This is a genomic window from Mesorhizobium sp. dw_380 (genome assembly GCF_018588885.1).
In the GTDB taxonomy this organism is placed as follows: Bacteria; Pseudomonadota; Alphaproteobacteria; order Rhizobiales; family Rhizobiaceae; genus Mesorhizobium.
Window position 1 is genome coordinate 189959 of the sequence record NZ_JAFFIW010000004.1, and the last position, 15041, is coordinate 204999.

The 15041-nt window shown below is 61.2% G+C and carries 16 protein-coding genes; 6 read left to right on the forward strand and 10 right to left on the reverse strand.

All coding sequences use genetic code 11. From position 1 onward, the window contains the following. Positions 1-37: 37 nt before the first annotated feature. Entirely contained in the window at positions 38-973 is a 936-nt protein-coding gene (locus JT360_RS05755) for a heme o synthase (protein WP_214470644.1), read from the forward strand. A gap of 387 nt (positions 974-1360) precedes the next feature. Next, positions 1361-2173 (forward strand): DUF2189 domain-containing protein, encoded by an 813-nt coding sequence (locus tag JT360_RS05760; protein ID WP_214470746.1) that lies wholly within the window; start codon positions 1361-1363, stop codon positions 2171-2173. Between the two features lie 55 nt (positions 2174-2228). On the opposite strand, the gene JT360_RS05765 is transcribed toward JT360_RS05760, so the two are convergent. The 8 genes from JT360_RS05765 to JT360_RS05800 all read right to left on the reverse strand — a co-directional run bounded on the left by JT360_RS05765 (position 2229) and on the right by JT360_RS05800 (position 10023). Beyond that, positions 2229-2702, reverse strand: a complete 474-nt coding sequence (locus JT360_RS05765) for an aminoacyl-tRNA deacylase (protein WP_214470646.1) — start codon at positions 2700-2702, stop codon at positions 2229-2231. Positions 2703-3000: 298 nt separating this feature from the next. Further along, positions 3001-3396 carry a cytochrome C oxidase subunit IV family protein gene (locus JT360_RS05770; RefSeq protein ID WP_214470647.1) on the reverse strand — a complete coding sequence of 132 codons (396 nt, stop codon included), beginning with the start codon at positions 3394-3396 and terminating at the stop codon, positions 3001-3003. 43 nt (positions 3397-3439) lie between these two features. Further along, on the reverse strand, positions 3440-4159 hold the full coding sequence (locus JT360_RS05775) for a heme-copper oxidase subunit III family protein (protein WP_214470648.1): 720 nt from the start codon (positions 4157-4159) through the stop codon (positions 3440-3442). A gap of 12 nt (positions 4160-4171) precedes the next feature. Continuing rightward, positions 4172-4876 (reverse strand): cytochrome c oxidase subunit 3, encoded by a 705-nt coding sequence (locus tag JT360_RS05780; protein ID WP_214470649.1) that lies wholly within the window; start codon positions 4874-4876, stop codon positions 4172-4174. Continuing rightward, positions 4873-6642 carry a cytochrome c oxidase subunit I gene (gene ctaD / locus JT360_RS05785; protein ID WP_214470650.1) on the reverse strand — a complete coding sequence of 590 codons (1770 nt, stop codon included), beginning with the start codon at positions 6640-6642 and terminating at the stop codon, positions 4873-4875. Before ctaD ends, JT360_RS05780 begins: the two co-directional genes overlap by 4 nt. Before the next feature lie 21 nt (positions 6643-6663). After that, positions 6664-7545: a cytochrome c oxidase subunit II gene (locus JT360_RS05790; RefSeq protein ID WP_214470651.1), complete on the reverse strand. Its 882-nt coding sequence runs from the start codon at positions 7543-7545 to the stop codon at positions 6664-6666. Between the two features lie 229 nt (positions 7546-7774). Further along, entirely contained in the window at positions 7775-8563 is a 789-nt protein-coding gene (locus tag JT360_RS05795; RefSeq protein WP_214470652.1) for a hypothetical protein, read from the reverse strand. Between the two features lie 494 nt (positions 8564-9057). Beyond that, positions 9058-10023 carry an alcohol dehydrogenase catalytic domain-containing protein gene (locus JT360_RS05800; protein WP_214470653.1) on the reverse strand — a complete coding sequence of 322 codons (966 nt, stop codon included), beginning with the start codon at positions 10021-10023 and terminating at the stop codon, positions 9058-9060. 79 nt (positions 10024-10102) lie between these two features. Here JT360_RS05800 and JT360_RS05805 point away from each other — a divergent pair, with 79 nt between their 5' ends. After that, positions 10103-11029 carry a LysR substrate-binding domain-containing protein gene (locus tag JT360_RS05805; protein ID WP_250888644.1) on the forward strand — a complete coding sequence of 309 codons (927 nt, stop codon included), beginning with the start codon at positions 10103-10105 and terminating at the stop codon, positions 11027-11029. 209 nt (positions 11030-11238) lie between these two features. On the opposite strand, the gene radC is transcribed toward JT360_RS05805, so the two are convergent. After that, positions 11239-12000, reverse strand: a complete 762-nt coding sequence (radC, locus tag JT360_RS05810) for a RadC family protein (protein ID WP_214470655.1) — start codon at positions 11998-12000, stop codon at positions 11239-11241. 56 nt (positions 12001-12056) lie between these two features. Further along, positions 12057-12884 (reverse strand): type I methionyl aminopeptidase, encoded by an 828-nt coding sequence (gene map / locus JT360_RS05815; protein WP_214470656.1) that lies wholly within the window; start codon positions 12882-12884, stop codon positions 12057-12059. 281 nt (positions 12885-13165) lie between these two features. On the opposite strand from map, the gene JT360_RS05820 reads away from it, so the two are divergent. The 3 genes from JT360_RS05820 to JT360_RS05830 all read left to right on the forward strand — a co-directional run bounded on the left by JT360_RS05820 (position 13166) and on the right by JT360_RS05830 (position 14804). After that, positions 13166-13504, forward strand: a complete 339-nt coding sequence (locus JT360_RS05820) for a hypothetical protein (protein ID WP_214470657.1) — start codon at positions 13166-13168, stop codon at positions 13502-13504. Between the two features lie 532 nt (positions 13505-14036). After that, positions 14037-14333 (forward strand): DUF982 domain-containing protein, encoded by a 297-nt coding sequence (locus JT360_RS05825; RefSeq protein ID WP_214470658.1) that lies wholly within the window; start codon positions 14037-14039, stop codon positions 14331-14333. Positions 14334-14540: 207 nt separating this feature from the next. Further along, on the forward strand, positions 14541-14804 hold the full coding sequence (locus tag JT360_RS05830; RefSeq protein ID WP_214470659.1) for a DUF6074 family protein: 264 nt from the start codon (positions 14541-14543) through the stop codon (positions 14802-14804). The last annotated feature ends 237 nt before the right edge of the window (positions 14805-15041 follow it).

Consider the following 15041-nt stretch of genomic DNA (forward strand, 5'->3'; position numbering starts at 1 on the left):
GGCCCAGCTTGCCTGCTTCCATCGGTGGTCGTCTGAGATGTCGACTGGGGAAAGCCGCCCCAAGGATACCGCCATCCGCCTCTCGGAAGCGACGGCGGGTGATTTCTTTGCGCTTTTGAAGCCGCGGGTCATGGCACTTGCCGTCTTCACCGCTTTCGTCGGCCTGATGGTGGCGCCTGGCGCGATGAATCCGATCATCGCCGTGATTGCGATCGGTGCGATTGCGGTCGGAGCAGGAGCGGCGGGGGCTCTCAACATGTGGTACGACGCGGACATCGACGCGCTGATGTCGCGCACATCGAAGCGGCCGGTTCCATCGGGCCGCGTCACGCCGGGCGAAGCTCTCGGCTTCGGCCTCGTGCTTTCAGCGCTTTCGGTCATGACGCTTGGCGTGCTGGTGGGCTGGCTTGCCGCATCGCTGCTCGCCTTCACCATTTTCTTCTACGTCGTCGTCTATACGATGTGGCTGAAGCGCTCGACGCCTCAGAACATCGTCATCGGCGGCGCGGCGGGTGCCCTTCCTCCTGTCATCGGTTGGGCGGCTGCAACTAGCGCCATTGGCGTTGAAAGTCTCATCCTGTTTCTGATCATCTTTCTGTGGACGCCGCCGCATTTCTGGGCGCTCGCGCTGTTCAAAGTCGGCGATTACGCCGCTGCCGGCATCCCGATGATGCCGAACGTGGCCGGCCAGGCATCGACCAGAAAACAGATATTCGCCTATTCACTGCTCCTGGCGCCAATCGGCGTGCTGCCCTGGGCGTTCGGATTCGCGAGCGGGTTCTATGGAATTGCTTCGGTTGCTTTGGGCGCGGGTTTCATCTGGCACGCCTGGCAGGTTCTGGTCGTTCCAGACAAGGAGATGAAGGCTGCAAAGGCGCTGTTTGCCTTCTCGATTTTCTATCTTTTCGCGATCTTTGCAATATTGCTTGCCGACACCATCGCAATGCGAGGGTTCATGTCAGCCACAGGGTGACTGCATGACCGCATTGAAGACGTGGCAGACCAGGATCGACTCGAACATCACGATGGTATTGCACAGAATCCCAGGATCAGCAGGGCGACTATGCCAAGGCCGAGTATGAGAAGCGTCCTTCCGTCCATGACCTTCACCTTTGCCCCGTCGCATGACCCTGAAAGCGTCCTTTGAGCGTTCAGAAACAGAGCGCGGTGCTGTACAAGGATATCGAAAAAAGACCATCAGAGCTAGCCAGACCACCGGAGCCCTTCCGACAAAGGGCGACAAGTCTCTGGCAAGAGAGTATGTTGATTGCGGTGCAGGTCGCGGTTTTGCGTGGCCAGTCACGCAGAACGCAGCACCGCGAAACCGCGACCTTACCGGGCCTGGTCTGGAGGAGTGGTCATGGCAAGCTTTCATGTGATAGCAGGCGCCAGCGAGACGCTGGAACATACCAAAATTCGGAAAATCAGTGTTTCCGACCTTTTCGACGCGCTCAAACGGGGCGTCGACGATTTCATGGTCAAACCATCGCATATCGTTTTTCTCTGCCTGATCTATCCGCTTGTTGGTGTCGTGCTTGCCGCCTGGACATCGGGCGCTAATGCGCTGCCCCTGCTGTTTCCGCTGGTTTCTGGTTTTGCGCTGATTGGCCCCTTCGCGGCCATAGGCCTCTATGAAATCAGCCGCAGGCGGGAAGCCGGACTCGACACCTCCTGGAAGCACGCTTTCGAAGTCAGGAATTCTCCGGCGCTGCCGGCCATCGCGGCGGTCGGGATCATGCTGTTTGCAATTTTCATCGCCTGGCTTTTGACGGCCCAGCTGTTTTACCAATATCTCTTCGGCCCGGCTCCGCCGGAATCGATATCCAGCTTTATCGATGCAATATTTGCCACCGGACGCGGATGGACATTGATTGTCCTGGGGCACGCCATCGGCTTCGTCTTTGCTGTGGTGGTCTTGTGCACGACGGTCATCGCCTTCCCGTTATTGCTCGACCGCGATGTCGGCGCTTATGAGGCGATCCACACTTCGGTGCGCGTGGTCCTGGCGAACCCGATCGTGATGGCTGTCTGGGGGCTGATCGTCGCCGTCGGCCTGATCATCGGCTCGCTGCCAGTGTTCGTCGGGCTCGCCGTCGTGTTGCCGATCCTCGGTCACGCCACCTGGCATGTCTACCGCAAAGTCGTGGAGTCGCCCACCAGACCGGCGGGTTGAGGACGCCGGTCTCACCGCACCGGCGAGGATTGCCGGTGCGGTTTGATCGATGCCCTCAGTAAGCCGGGTGGCTGAAGCGGGCTTGATATGCGCCCATGGTGAGGCTGCGGAAGTCCTTGCCGCTGACGTGCACCAGTGTTCTATGGTCGCCGCCTTCGAAGTAGACATCGTCAGCATCGCTAAGGCTTTGATCGACAATCACCGGCACGTCGTAAGCCGCGCCGATCGGCGGGATGGCGCCGGTGTCGCAATCATCGAAGAGCGAAATCACCTCGTCTTCGGAAGCCAGTCCGAGACGCTTGTCCATGACATCTTGCAACCTGCCAAGTTCGATCCGGTGGGTGCTCGGAACCACTGCCAGCGTATAGCCAAGCTCGTGGTGAACGACCACGGATTTCGCCATGATGCTGCCGGGCACATGGGCGGCTATTGCCGCCTGCCGGCTTGTTGAAGTGCGATGATGAGCGACGGTGTCGTAGGAAATTCCCTTGCCATCGATGAAGTGCTTCAGTCTGTTCGCGATGGTCATCTTGGCCTCCCTTGCCTGAGTTCGCGACGCACGGGGAAACGAGGGCAGTCATTCTGCTTACGTCGTTTCCGGTACCAGAGCCTGTTCTATCCCGATCGGGACCGGCTCTTTCTTTTTGTCTGAGCATGATCTCGTCGAACCGAAGGTCAGTGCAGGCACAAACCGGATCCACTTTCGGGATCATGCTCTAGCAAAAATGGACCAGCTGCCGAGTGTTTCAAGGCGCCGGCAACCGAACTGGATGCACGCCGCGTGTGGGTCCTGACCCGAGATGCCACAGGCAAATCCGGGTTGCGCGTCAGGGCCCGGCTCCGAAAGATGTCAGCCGGGTCAAAAGCGTGTAGTCGGCTTCGAAGACCATCATCGTCACGAACACCAGCACCAGTATCGGCGGCAGGATGATCGCATAGGCGAGTGCCAGCCGTTCCCAGGCCATGTGCATGAAGACGGCAACGATCAGCCCTGCCTTGAGGATCATGAAGATCAGGATCAGCGACCATCTGAGATAGCCGTGAAGGCCGAAATAGTCGACCAGGTAGGAACAGGTGCTGAGGATGAACAGCCATGCCCAGACCACCAGATAGAGTTTGATCGGGTGCTCCTGGTGAACCTCTGCATGGGCGATGCCGCTCGCCGGCGCTTCATGCGCGTGAAGTGCGTGTTGCCCGAGACCGTTTGCGGTTGCTTCAGCCATGTCTTCCTCTCACGAAAGTCTTCCTCTCACGAAAGCCTGCCTCTCACCAAAGATAGAAGAATGCGAAGATGAATACCCAGACCAGATCGACGAAGTGCCAGTACAGCCCCATGATCTCGACGTTCTCATAGCGACCCGTGCGGCTGGTGAAGAAGCCGCGCCGTCCGACGTCGTAGTCTCCGCGCCAGACCTTGCGCGCCACGATGATCAGGAAGATCACCCCGATCGTCACATGGGTGCCGTGGAAGCCGGTGATCATGAAGAAGCATGAGCCGAATTGCGCGGCACCCCAGGGATTGCCCCAGGGACGTACCCCTTCGGTGATCAGCTTGGTCCATTCGAAGGCCTGCATGCCGACAAAGGTCGCGCCGAGTGCCGCGGTCAGAAGCATGAGGATTGCCGTCTTGCGGCGGTCACGGCGATAGCCGAAATTGACCGCCATGGCCATCGTTCCGCTGCTTGAGATCAGCACGAACGTCATGATGGCAATAAGGATCAGCGGAATATCCGAGCCGCCGATGCGAAGCGCAAAGACCTCGCTCGGATTGGGCCACGGCACACGTGTCGAGATGCGCGCGGTCATGTAGGAGAGCAGGAAGCAACCGAAGATGAAGGTGTCGCTGAGCAGGAAGATCCACATCATGGCCTTGCCCCAGGACACGTTCTTGAACGCACGCTGATCCGAGGACCAATCGGCGGCAATGCCTCGCCAGCCTGCGGGCCGTGGCTCCGTTTGGCCGGTATGCGTCAGTGTCTCTGCCATCCGCTTGATCCCCTAGGTCAGCAACTGTCGGCAAATGTCGATGAACGTCGCGGCCCAGCCAGCCAGCAGGGCGAAGATGGCAAGCCAGACGAAAAGCAGGAAATGCCAGTACATGGCGCACAGTTCGACGCCGAGGCGAAGCCGCTCCCGCCGCGCTCCGCTCCAGGCGCCGGCGGTCGTTCTGCCGAGACCCACCATCCCGCCCACTATGTGCAGGCCATGCATGCCGGTTATCAGGTAGAAGAAACTGTTGGCCGGATTGGAGCTCAGCAGATAGCCATCTTCGGTCAGTTGCCGCCACGCCATGAGCTGTCCGATCAGGAAGGCAAGCGCAGTGAGCCCGGCCACTGCAAGGCCGAGCCTGACCGTATCGATCTGGCCCCTGCGCGCCGCGACCGACGTGCATTGCAGGGCTATGCTGCTCAGGACCAGCACGCCGGTGTTGAGCCAGAGCAGCCGCGGCAACGGCAGCGGCTGCCAGTCCGACACTGCCATCCGCATGAAATACGCGCTGGTGAAGAGCGCGAACAGGCAGCCAACGACGGCGAGGAAGACGCCGAGGCCGATCTTGGCGGTGGGCAGCCCCGATCGGTCGAAACCGACAAGATCGCTGGCCACGCCTTGCTCGAGCCATGGCTTCGTCATCAGTCCCTGATGCGAAAGCCACCATCCGGCAAAGCCGGCGATGACGAGCAGGAAGACTATGATGACGCTCATGCCGGCTCCCTTGAGGGCCCGAAGGAGCCCGGCATGTTCTGCGGGATGAAATCCTCCTTGGCGCCCGGCACGCTGTAGTCATAGGCCCAGCGATAGACGATCGGCAGGTCCTTGCCGAAATTGCCGTGGGCCGGCGGCGTCTGCGGCGTCTGCCATTCCAGCGTTGTTGCCCGCCACGGATTGCCACCGGCCTCGCGGCCATGGCGGATGCTCCAGATCAGGTTGAACAGGAACACCATCTGGGCGAAGCCGACGATGAAGGCCATGATGCTGATGAACGAGTTCAGGTGGTGGGCCGACTCCGTCATGATCGTCATGTCGGTCAGTTCAGCGTAGCGCCGCGGGATGCCCATCAGGCCGAGATAGTGCATGGGGAAGAAAATCAGATAGGCGCCGAGGAACGTCACCCAGAAATGGAACCGGCCCAACGTCTCGTTGAGCATCCGGCCGGTGGCCTTCGGGTACCAATGGTAGATCGCGCCAAAAACCACCAGGATCGGGGCGACACCCATGACCATGTGGAAATGGGCGACGACGAACATCGTGTCGGACAGCGGCACGTCGACTACGACATTGCCAAGGAACAGGCCGGTCAGCCCGCCATTGACGAAGGTGACTATGAAGGCCAGCGCGAACAGCATCGGTATGGTGAGGTGGATGTCGCCGCGCCATAGGGTCAGCACCCAATTGTAGACCTTGATGGCGGTCGGAATGGCGATGATCAGCGTCGTGGTGGCGAAGAAGAAGCCGAAATAGGGATGCATGCCGCTGACATACATATGGTGCGCCCAGACCACGAAGCTCAGCGCGCCAATGCCGACGATGGCCCAGACCATCATCCGGTAGCCGAAGATGTTCTTGCGCGCATGGGTGCTGATCAGGTCGGATACGATGCCGAATGCCGGCAGCGCCACGATGTAGACCTCGGGATGGCCGAAGAACCAGAACAGGTGCTGGAAGAGGATCGGGCTGCCGCCATTGTGCTGCAGTTGCGCACCCATCTCGGAGATCGCCGGCATGAAGAAACTGGTGCCGAGGACGCGGTCAAGCAGCATCATCACGCAGGCGACGAACAGCGCCGGAAAGGCGAGCAGCGCCATGACGGTCGCGGTGAAGATGCCCCAGACCGTCAGCGGCAGGCGCATCATTGTCATGCCGCGTGTGCGGCCCTGCAGCACCGTCACCACATAGTTCAGGCCGCCCATCGTGAAGCCGATGATGAACAGGATCAGCGAGGAGAGCATCAGGATGATGCCCCAGTCCTGGCCGCCTGGCGTGCCGCTCATGATAGCTTGCGGCGGGTAGAGCGTCCAGCCGGCCCCCGTCGGTCCGCCGGGCGCAAAAAAGCTCGAGACCAGAACCAGCACGGCGAGCAGGTAGACCCAGTAGCTCAGCATGTTGACATAGGGAAAGACCATGTCGCGCGCGCCGACCATCAATGGGATCAGATAGTTGCCAAAGCCGCCGAGAAAGAGGGCGGTGAGCAGGTAGATCACCATGATCATGCCGTGCATGGTGATGAACTGGTAATAGGCTTCCGGGGTGATGAAGTCGAACGTGCCGGGAAAGCCGAGTTGCAGTCGCATCAGCCAGGACAGCACCAGGGCGACCAGGCCGATTCCCGTTGCTGTCGCCGAATACTGGATGGCGATGACCTTGGCGTCCTGCGAGAAGACGTATTTCGTCCACCAACTGTGCGGATGGTAGAGTTCCACTTCCGCGATTTCGGCCGGCGGGATGCCATCTGCAGGCGTGATGTCGACCATAGGAACACCTCCGTGTCCTTTTCAGCGAGACCCGACCGTTTCGAGCCTTGCTGCAGTTTTCAAACCTGACGCCATCGTGCCCGGCGCCTGGTCTGCCGAGCCTGTCTGCTGGGGTGCCGACAGCTGTGCGAAAGTCTGCTGCTGGCCAAGCCAGGCCAGGTAGTCTTGCTGCGTGTCGACCATGACCACGCCATGCATCAAAGGATGGCCTTGGCCGCAAAGTTCGGCGCACAAGACCTGAAAGGTTCCGGTCCTGGTCGGGGTGAACCAGAAATAGGTGACCGAGCCCGGGATCATGTCCATCTTGGCGCGGAATTCCGGCACGTAGAAATCATGCAGCACATCGATCGAGCGGAGCCGCATCTTTACCGGTTTGCCGACTGGCAGATGCAGATCAGCCGCTTCGACCACGACATCGTCCTGGCCATTTGGATCGCTGGCGATCACGCCCAGCGGATTCTCGGCGCTGACGTCGCGGGTGTCGGATATGCCGAGCTTGCCGTCCTTGCCGGGCAGGCGGAAACTCCACTGCCATTGCTGGCCGACGACTTCGACGTCGGTCGCGTCGCTTGGGACGTTGACAAACCGGCTCCAGACGAACAGGCCGGGGACCAGCAACGCCGTGACACCAACCGCGGTGATGATCGTGAGCGACGATTCGAGCCGTTTGTTCTCCGGTTCGTAGGCAGCCCGGCTCCCTTCCCGATGACGGAAGCGAAAGACGCAATAGGCCATGAATAGAACCACGGCTGAGAAGACGACGCCGGTGATCCAGAAGGTGATGATGATGGTGTTGTCGATATAGCCCCAGTTCGAGGCAATGGGCGTCCACCACCATGGGCTCAGGAGGTGAAACAACACCGAGCCCACGACGATCAAAACGAGTACAAGCGCTACGGCCATGTCCCGTTCCTCCCGGCATTCCGAGGGGCGCGAAGCCGTCCCGAGAAATACCAAGCCCATCATAGCTTGATTTGGGGTCGTAATTCTAGAGCCGACTATCTTGACGGGAAAAATGCCGCCTTTTGGACCACCACAGGCGGTTGTCTCTCAATAGCTCGACGGCGCAATGCCGCCGGTGGGACCCGGCGGCATCTTGACTGGCTGCAACTGCTGTTTCGGTCGCTATTCGCTACGGCGTTCCGGCTTGAATCGCGGCCATCTGGTCAATCTTGCCGGCAAGGACGCCTTGGGCCCAAGCCGTGACATCCGCGTCGACGGGCTTGTTGGCCATATCTGTCAGCGCCGCGTCGAGCGACGCCTGGTCGGTGCCCACTGTGGCCGCGGTAGCCGCAGCCTCGGCGTCGGCGGCGGCCGCGTTGTCGGCGTCGACCACGTCCTGCTGAGCAGCGATCTGATCCGTCACAGCCTGGATTTGTTCAGTCGTTGCCGTTGGATCAGCCTGCAGCGCGGTCAGCTGCCCATTCAGGGCATCCAATTGGGCTTGGGCGGCGGCGGCTGTCGCTGCAGCCGCGTCAGCCGCAGCCTGGGCGTTCTTGGCTTTCGCCGACTGCGTCACAAACGCCTGAATGGCAGCGAACTTCTTGCTCTTGGAATTCATATAGGCGTTGATGTTGCGCTGCAGCGAGTTCAGCCGGCCGAGCTTGGCATGGATGTTCTTGTCCTTGTGCACGGACGAGACCTCAGTGGTCGTGTCGACCGTGGTGTCGGTCGTTGTGTCCGTTTCCGCCTTGGCTACCTGTCCTGGAGCCGACGCGGACTTGCCATGCGAAGCGCCGCTTTTGCCATTGCCGCCAGCATTGCCGCCGCCACCGGCGTTGCCGCCGCCGTCGCCGTGCCCGTTACCACCGCCGTGCCCGTTGCCGCCACCGTGTCCGTTGCCTCCGGCTCCGGCGAGCGCCGGCGACGCCAAAAGCGCCAATGCGGCAAGCGCCGCGAGCATAGTTTTTCGGTTTGTCATGGTGTCTCCTCGGGGAATCGCTACCCTCTGCCCGACCGCTAAGACAGCCTCATATGAGAAATCCCTAATCATACAGAGTAAACTTTAGACAAATGCGGTCGCAATGCGCGAGCCCGCCTGCCGCAGGCCAGTTAAACCCTTGATATTACATGGAGATCAACGCTGCGAGAGGGCGATGGCACTGAAGTCCCATGCCGACCAGACCATAGTCTGGTGCAGACCAGCGGAGCCTGCAACGGTGGTCGACTGGGTTCATCGGAAAGGCGTCGATAAGCCGGTGACGAGAGCATAAGCCCTGGCGTTGGTCTCAGCTAAGACGGCTTCATCCGCAAATTGTCACCCCCCGGATTAGCAGCAGACCCTTCATGCTGGAATGATCTTTCCGCCCGATATGATGTGGTCACGCACGGCGATGCCCGGCCGCTTGGCTGCGTCGATGATCTCTTCGTTGACTGGATTGTGCATCGTGCCGGCTCTTCAGTTCAATCGTAACATCAAATGAGCACGACCTTGCCTTCGCCGGCGCTCGCGCGCGCGCGCGGCAACGCTGTGGCGAAGTCTTCGAGGCCGTATCGGGCAACGACGGGCAGCTTTTCGGGGTACCGTGAAAGGATGGACCAACAGTCCTTCGCGGCAGCCGCCAGCGTTTCCGTACTTGCCTTATTTTGCCAGATGCTTAAGGCAAATCCCCGCCAGTGGAGTGCCTTGTAAAGCAGGCTCGATGCCTTGATTTCCATCGGCCGATCGTCGAGAACGCCGTAGGAAAACAGGGCCGCCCCTGGGGCTGCGCGCGCGATAAGGGCTAGCGTGTCGGGACCGCCAACTGGATCGAGGATCAGGTCGTAGGGTTTAGCGTCCGCAAGCGCATCGGCGACGCTGCCGCCGATGCCGATTGTCCGATTTCCCGAGTCGCACAGTCTATAGCCCCCGTTGTCCCGATAGAGTCGTTCGACGATCGCCTTTCGTTCGCTGGCCAACTGGTCGACCACGGCGGCAACGACCGACCGCGCTGCGGTGAGCAGAACCCGTTGCCCAGGCTTGAGCATGGCCTGATCCAGCAGACCCCACGCGGTCAACGGATTGAGCGGGAACTGGCAAACGACCTCGTCGGAAAGCCGTTCGGCAAACTCAGTCGACACCGGATAGATTCGCTCAGCCGGCACGGCCGCATACTCGGCCCAGGCCCCCGGGCTTCGGAATGCAACGCGCCGCCCTGCCTCCAATTCGCGCACGTCGGCACCGACTGCTTCGACAATTCCGGCCGCATCGAATCCAGCAACCTGCGGATAAGACGGCTTTGTCGAATATTTGTCGGCGATGAACAACCAGTCGGCCGGCTGAACAACGCGGGCCGTGACGCGCACCAGGACCTGTTTTGGACCGTATGTGGGAAAAGGGACCTCCCGGTAGTTGAGCACATCCTCGGCCGGTCCGGGCCTGTCAAACGCCACTGCCTTCATCGAACACCTCATCCGCGATCATTTGCGGGTGGAAGGTCGCGCCTGGAATTGATACAGTCAAAGACCGTTTTTGGATCAGATGATACTCAGTGAGTATGAGATGGAGCTTCGCCATCTGCGCTACTTCCTAGCCGTCGCTGAGTTCGGGCACGTCACTCGCGCGGCGCAACACCTGCACATTTCTCAGCCTCCCTTGAGCCGCGCGATACGCGAACTGGAAGCGGAGCTCGGGGTCGAACTGTTCGTGCGTGAACGGCAGCGGATCGCCCTGACGCCGGCTGGCTCGACAATAGCAGAGGAGGCAAGGGCTGTTGTCGCCAAGGCGGATGGCCTAATGCGCTACGCACGTGCGATTTCAGCCGGTGAAGGCGGGCGTATCCGCGTGGGTTACGTCGATGGTGCCATGCAGGGTGGGGTACTCAGTGCCCATCTACGAAATCTTCGGACCCATTGTCCCGGACTTGTCGTCGATCTCGTCGCTGCCAGCACGGAAACGCAGCTTAAGGCACTTGCGAACAACCAGCTCGACATCGCGATCATTTACGCACCCCGCGAGTGGCCTGAGGACATCGTCAGCTTCAAGCTTCTTTCGGATGGCATGCGGCTTGTTGTGTCCACCGAGGACGTCCTGGCTTCAAGACGAACGATTGCGCCGAAGGATCTCGAGGCTAGTCCCTGGATTGCGCTTCCCAGAGAGGGCGATGCGTATTGGCGCGACCGCTTCCTGCAGCAATGCGCAACGGCCGGGTTCCGGCCAGACATTCGCTATGAGGTCGCGCAACTCTCAGCGCTGCTCGGACTTGTGGAGGCAGGCGCGGGGCGCGGGCTCGCACAGGCCAGCGTTTCGCGGGTTGAAAGTCCGGGCGTGGTCCTGCGGTCACTACCGTGGTGGAGGCACACGGTCGACTACTGGCTGGCTTGGCGACAGCACAACGCGATGCCATCGGTTCGCCAATTCCTCAAGGCCAACGGGTTGGCGACGAACCCGAAGTTGCCGTCGAAGTGAATTGAATTTTGAATGATCCAAGCTGCCGTGATCGTGTGCCAGTAATCTGGCGTCGAGAGTTCCAGTCCGCCCCATAGCATGGCTTGCTATGCCTTTCCGTTCAACGGAACCAGCGCACCGGCAGTCGAATAATTGCGAGAAATCGGCACCTGGGCGGTCGGCCAGGTCGCCGCCAATCCGCCGTGACCGGGTGAACCTTTTTCGCGCCGTTAGATCAGCAGCAGGCCCTTCATGCTGGAATGGCCTTTGCGCCCGATGATGATGTGGTCGTGCACGGCGATGCCCAGCCGCTTGGCTGCGTCGATGATCTCTTTCGTCATCTCGATGTCGGCGCGCGACGGCGTCGGGTCGCCTGAGGGATGGTTGTGGACCAGGATGATCGCGGTGGCTGACAGTTCGAGCGCGCGTTTAACCACTTCTCTGGGATAGACGGGCGTGTGGTCGACAGTGCCGGTCTGCTGGACTTCGTCGGCAATCAGCGCGTTCTTCTTGTCGAGGAACAGGATGCGGAACTGCTCGCGCGCCTCGAAGGCCATGGCCGAGCGGCAATAGGCAAGAAGCTGCGTCCAGGACGACAGGACCTCGCGCTCGTGCACCTCGCCGTGCGCCATGCGCTGCGCTGTCGCCGCGACGATTTTCAGGTCGAGCGCCACCGCCGGGCCGATGCCCTTGACCTCCTGCAGCAGGGCGATGGGCGCGCCGAGCACTTCGGCCAACGTGCCGAAGCGCGCCAGCAATGCCTTGGCCGCCGGCTTGGTGTCGGCGCGCGGGATCAGCCGGAAGAGCAAGAGCTCCAGAAGTTCGTAGTCGGGCAGGGCATCCGGACCCGCCGAGCCAAAGCGTTCTCGCAAGCGGTCGCGATGGCCGAGATAATGCGGTTTTTCAGCTGGAGCCGGCCTCGCCTGCGCGGCCGGCCGGACCGGGACTTCGGAGAAGAAACTCCGCTCGTCGTCTTCGTTGGCTTTCCCCATCCGCCCCCGCATCCGGTATTCAATCGGGCAAGGCCGTCGCCCGGCATGTCAAAATATCAGGCCGGCAGGCCAGGGCGGTCGAGTTTTCCGGGCGAGAGCGTGAAAATCTCGCAGCCAGCGTCGGTCACGCCGATCGTATGCTCGTACTGCGCCGACAGTGAGCGATCGCGCGTCACCGCTGTCCAGCCATCCGACAGGACCTTCACATGCGGCCGGCCGAGGTTGATCATCGGCTCGATGGTGAAGATCATCCCAGGCCGCATTTCCACGCCTTCATTGGCGTTGCCATAGTGCAGGATGTTCGGGGCGTCGTGAAACAGCTGGCCGACACCATGGCCGCAGAAATCACGCACCACCGAGCAGCGCTCCGCCTCGGCATAGGTCTGGATGGCGGCACCGATGGCGCCGGTGCGGGCACCGGGCCTGACCGCGGCGATGCCGCGCATCAGGCATTCATGGGTGACCTCGAGCAGGCGTTCCGCCGCGCGCTTGATGGTGCCGACCGGATACATGCGCGAGGAATCGCCATGCCAGCCGTCGAGAATGTAGGTGACGTCGATGTTGACGATGTCGCCATCCTTCAGCGGCTTGTTGTCAGGAATGCCGTGGCAGACGACATGGTTGATCGAGGTGCAGGACGATTTGGTGTAGCCGCGATAGTTGAGCGTCGCGGGCAGGGCGCCATGATCCATGCCGAATTCGAAGACGAAACGATCGATGGTGTCCGTGGTGACGCCGGGACTGACCATCGGCACAAGTTCGTCCAGGCAGCGCGCGGTGAGGTCGCATGCCTTGCGCATGCCGGCAAACCCTTCCTCGCCGTAGAGGCGGATCTGGCCGGTGTTTCTGAGGGGGGCCGTCGCGGCGTCGAGATAGGTGACCATTTTGTCCGTATAGAAGGTGGGGCTGCAGGAGCGCAGGCACGAATATCCCAACAGATTTGGCACTTGGGGGCAAAAGGTTCAAGGAAGAACTGCCGGATGCGGGTCAAGCCCCTCGGATATTCGTCTCGTCGGGCCGGTTGCTTGTCGGTTTGCACGGCTTGCTTTCCTTTCTGTGCATCATGCGCTAGGGCCGGGTGATGTTTTGGAGATCGCCTCCGTTTCCGACTGCCAAAAGCGCCAGGTCGCTTGAAGCGCAGCTGACGGCAGCATGCTCATGTCTGATGGGCTTGGTGCTGCTGGCGATGCTGTGCCTCGGCCGGCCTGATGTGCCGACCGTCGCAGACCCTGGGCACCGCGGTGCCGGCATCGGCGTCGAACGATCGGGCGAGGTCGCGGCGCTGCTGCGCGTCACCAACAAAGCACAGGCAGTGGAGGTTCGCACCGCCAAGCCGGTGCTGGCCAAATTCGCCGGCGGCCATCCGGCCTTGCCGGCTCCACAGGCTGTTTTCCTTCGCCTCGATCCGACGTCGCCGGCCGTGCTTGTTGCCGGCCACGGGGCGGGCTCCGCTCGCTGCGCGAGCGCCAACCAGCCGCGTGCACCGCCATCCGCGCGGGCCTGAGGTCCAGGACCGACCACGTCACCTTCATTCCCTGCCATTCGCGTCGCGACCCGTGCGGCGGCCGTCAGCCGCGCATTGGTGGCGCGGCGTGTCATCTTTCGGGTCATTTCAATGCAACAACGTATCAAGACATTCAAAAGCCTGTCGCGTGCGGCTTCGGCCGCCTCGTTTCTTTCCGTCCAGGCTCTCATCTGTATCGGGACGGTTTAATGGGCGATTGCCGAGACACTCTATCTGTCGGGGGCCGGAGCGCTCGTCCTCGGCGCCCTGTTCGCCTTGCCGTCGGCCTATGTCCTGCTGGCCGTGGTGCGCATGGCCTTCGACGCGGAGACCGATCCGGCCAACCAATGATCGCGCTGCCGGGCGTCGGACAAGTTCTGCCGGGTCTGGTGCCGGCAGGCTTTCCCCGGTCGGTTGCGGCAAGACGGCCGCTTCCGCAGTGACGACACATTTCCGTGGCAGAAAACCCGTCAAAGCACCTTTTTGACGACGAACGGCGTTGCCTGGGCGACGCCGGTTCGGGAGATGTCGGATGGACAGATTGCAATTCGAGGTGCCGGTGCGCATCGCACCAGGCTCCGGCTTGCCCGTCGAGGAGATTTACAGCGTCGAGCAGGCGCTGGATTTTCTACAGGACTGGCCGGCACTCCGGCAAGGACCGGTGTATCAGAAAGCCTTCAATGCCTGCTTTGGCGCCACGGTGGACGTGGTCAAGACCGAGGATGCCTGCCGGGCGTTCATGGCGTTCTGTCGTGTCACCGGACTAATGGCCAGCGACATGATGGCGCCGCGCAAACGTGGCGGCGAGGCGAGGCCGCTGCAGGCTTGAGGGCCGCTTCGCTATCCCGATCGACCAGCTCCGCTTCTCATCCAACTCTGCTTGAACGCATGTGAGGATGTGGAGCGACCATTACGTGCATCTCTTCCCACGGCGATGCATCGACAGCGGCGTTAAGCTTCCGTTTCCACTTTGGCGGCTACGCCATTGCTTGTTCAGCAATGGTTGATTCGTTGCGTCAGTCTCATGGTTCGGAAGATGTCCCCAGAAAAAGTCCGTGCATTCCCGATCGACCGTCAGGTATTCTTGGTCAGAGAAGTTGCCGCCAAGCTCGACAATCTGCACGGCGAGACTGCTACCTCGTTCTGGAAGGCCAAAGCAGCGGAGCTGCTTGACCTCATTGTCAGGTCGGGCAGGGACAGAGCGGCAGCCAATGAGGAAGTACGCAGGTTTTTCCTTGCTGTACAAAGAGAACTTGTAGCAGACGTGGTCGTCCAAGCGACCCCAATTCTTTCCGCCTGAAGCAAATCCCGCGCCGACCGCGTGCAGACCTATGGCGGCAATGTCGGCTTCAGGGTGAACTGGTAAAGGGCGGGCATGGACCGCTCGCCGGCGGTTCCATCGCAGGGATGCCTCGCGCTTGCCTACGCTGCCTGCATCGTGGGTCACGCGTCGCCGGCAGCGCAATTGTGTCGTCAAGGAATGGCGGACCATCCCCGGCACCCGCGCGGGCGCGAGCTTGTTGTTCGTCGGGGTATC

Excerpts from the sequence above, each read along its gene's own strand:
- JT360_RS05760 (WP_214470746.1), top strand. The coding sequence starts at position 1,361 with ATGGCAAGCTTTCATGTGATAGCAGGCGCCAGCGAGACGCTGGAACAT.
- JT360_RS05795 (WP_214470652.1), bottom strand. The coding sequence starts at position 8,563 with ATGACAAACCGAAAAACTATGCTCGCGGCGCTTGCCGCATTGGCGCTT.
- radC (WP_214470655.1), bottom strand. The coding sequence starts at position 12,000 with ATGGGGAAAGCCAACGAAGACGACGAGCGGAGTTTCTTCTCCGAAGTC.
- JT360_RS05790 (WP_214470651.1), bottom strand. The coding sequence starts at position 7,545 with ATGGCCGTAGCGCTTGTACTCGTTTTGATCGTCGTGGGCTCGGTGTTG.
- JT360_RS05820 (WP_214470657.1), top strand. The coding sequence starts at position 13,166 with ATGGGCTTGGTGCTGCTGGCGATGCTGTGCCTCGGCCGGCCTGATGTG.
- JT360_RS05800 (WP_214470653.1), bottom strand. The coding sequence starts at position 10,023 with ATGAAGGCAGTGGCGTTTGACAGGCCCGGACCGGCCGAGGATGTGCTC.
- JT360_RS05825 (WP_214470658.1), top strand. The coding sequence starts at position 14,037 with ATGGACAGATTGCAATTCGAGGTGCCGGTGCGCATCGCACCAGGCTCC.
- JT360_RS05830 (WP_214470659.1), top strand. The coding sequence starts at position 14,541 with ATGTCCCCAGAAAAAGTCCGTGCATTCCCGATCGACCGTCAGGTATTC.
- JT360_RS05780 (WP_214470649.1), bottom strand. The coding sequence starts at position 4,876 with ATGAGCGTCATCATAGTCTTCCTGCTCGTCATCGCCGGCTTTGCCGGA.
- JT360_RS05765 (WP_214470646.1), bottom strand. The coding sequence starts at position 2,702 with ATGACCATCGCGAACAGACTGAAGCACTTCATCGATGGCAAGGGAATT.
- JT360_RS05755 (WP_214470644.1), top strand. The coding sequence starts at position 38 with ATGTCGACTGGGGAAAGCCGCCCCAAGGATACCGCCATCCGCCTCTCG.
- map (WP_214470656.1), bottom strand. The coding sequence starts at position 12,884 with ATGGTCACCTATCTCGACGCCGCGACGGCCCCCCTCAGAAACACCGGC.
- JT360_RS05770 (WP_214470647.1), bottom strand. The coding sequence starts at position 3,396 with ATGGCTGAAGCAACCGCAAACGGTCTCGGGCAACACGCACTTCACGCG.
- JT360_RS05775 (WP_214470648.1), bottom strand. The coding sequence starts at position 4,159 with ATGGCAGAGACACTGACGCATACCGGCCAAACGGAGCCACGGCCCGCA.
- JT360_RS05805 (WP_250888644.1), top strand. The coding sequence starts at position 10,103 with ATGATACTCAGTGAGTATGAGATGGAGCTTCGCCATCTGCGCTACTTC.
- ctaD (WP_214470650.1), bottom strand. The coding sequence starts at position 6,642 with ATGGTCGACATCACGCCTGCAGATGGCATCCCGCCGGCCGAAATCGCG.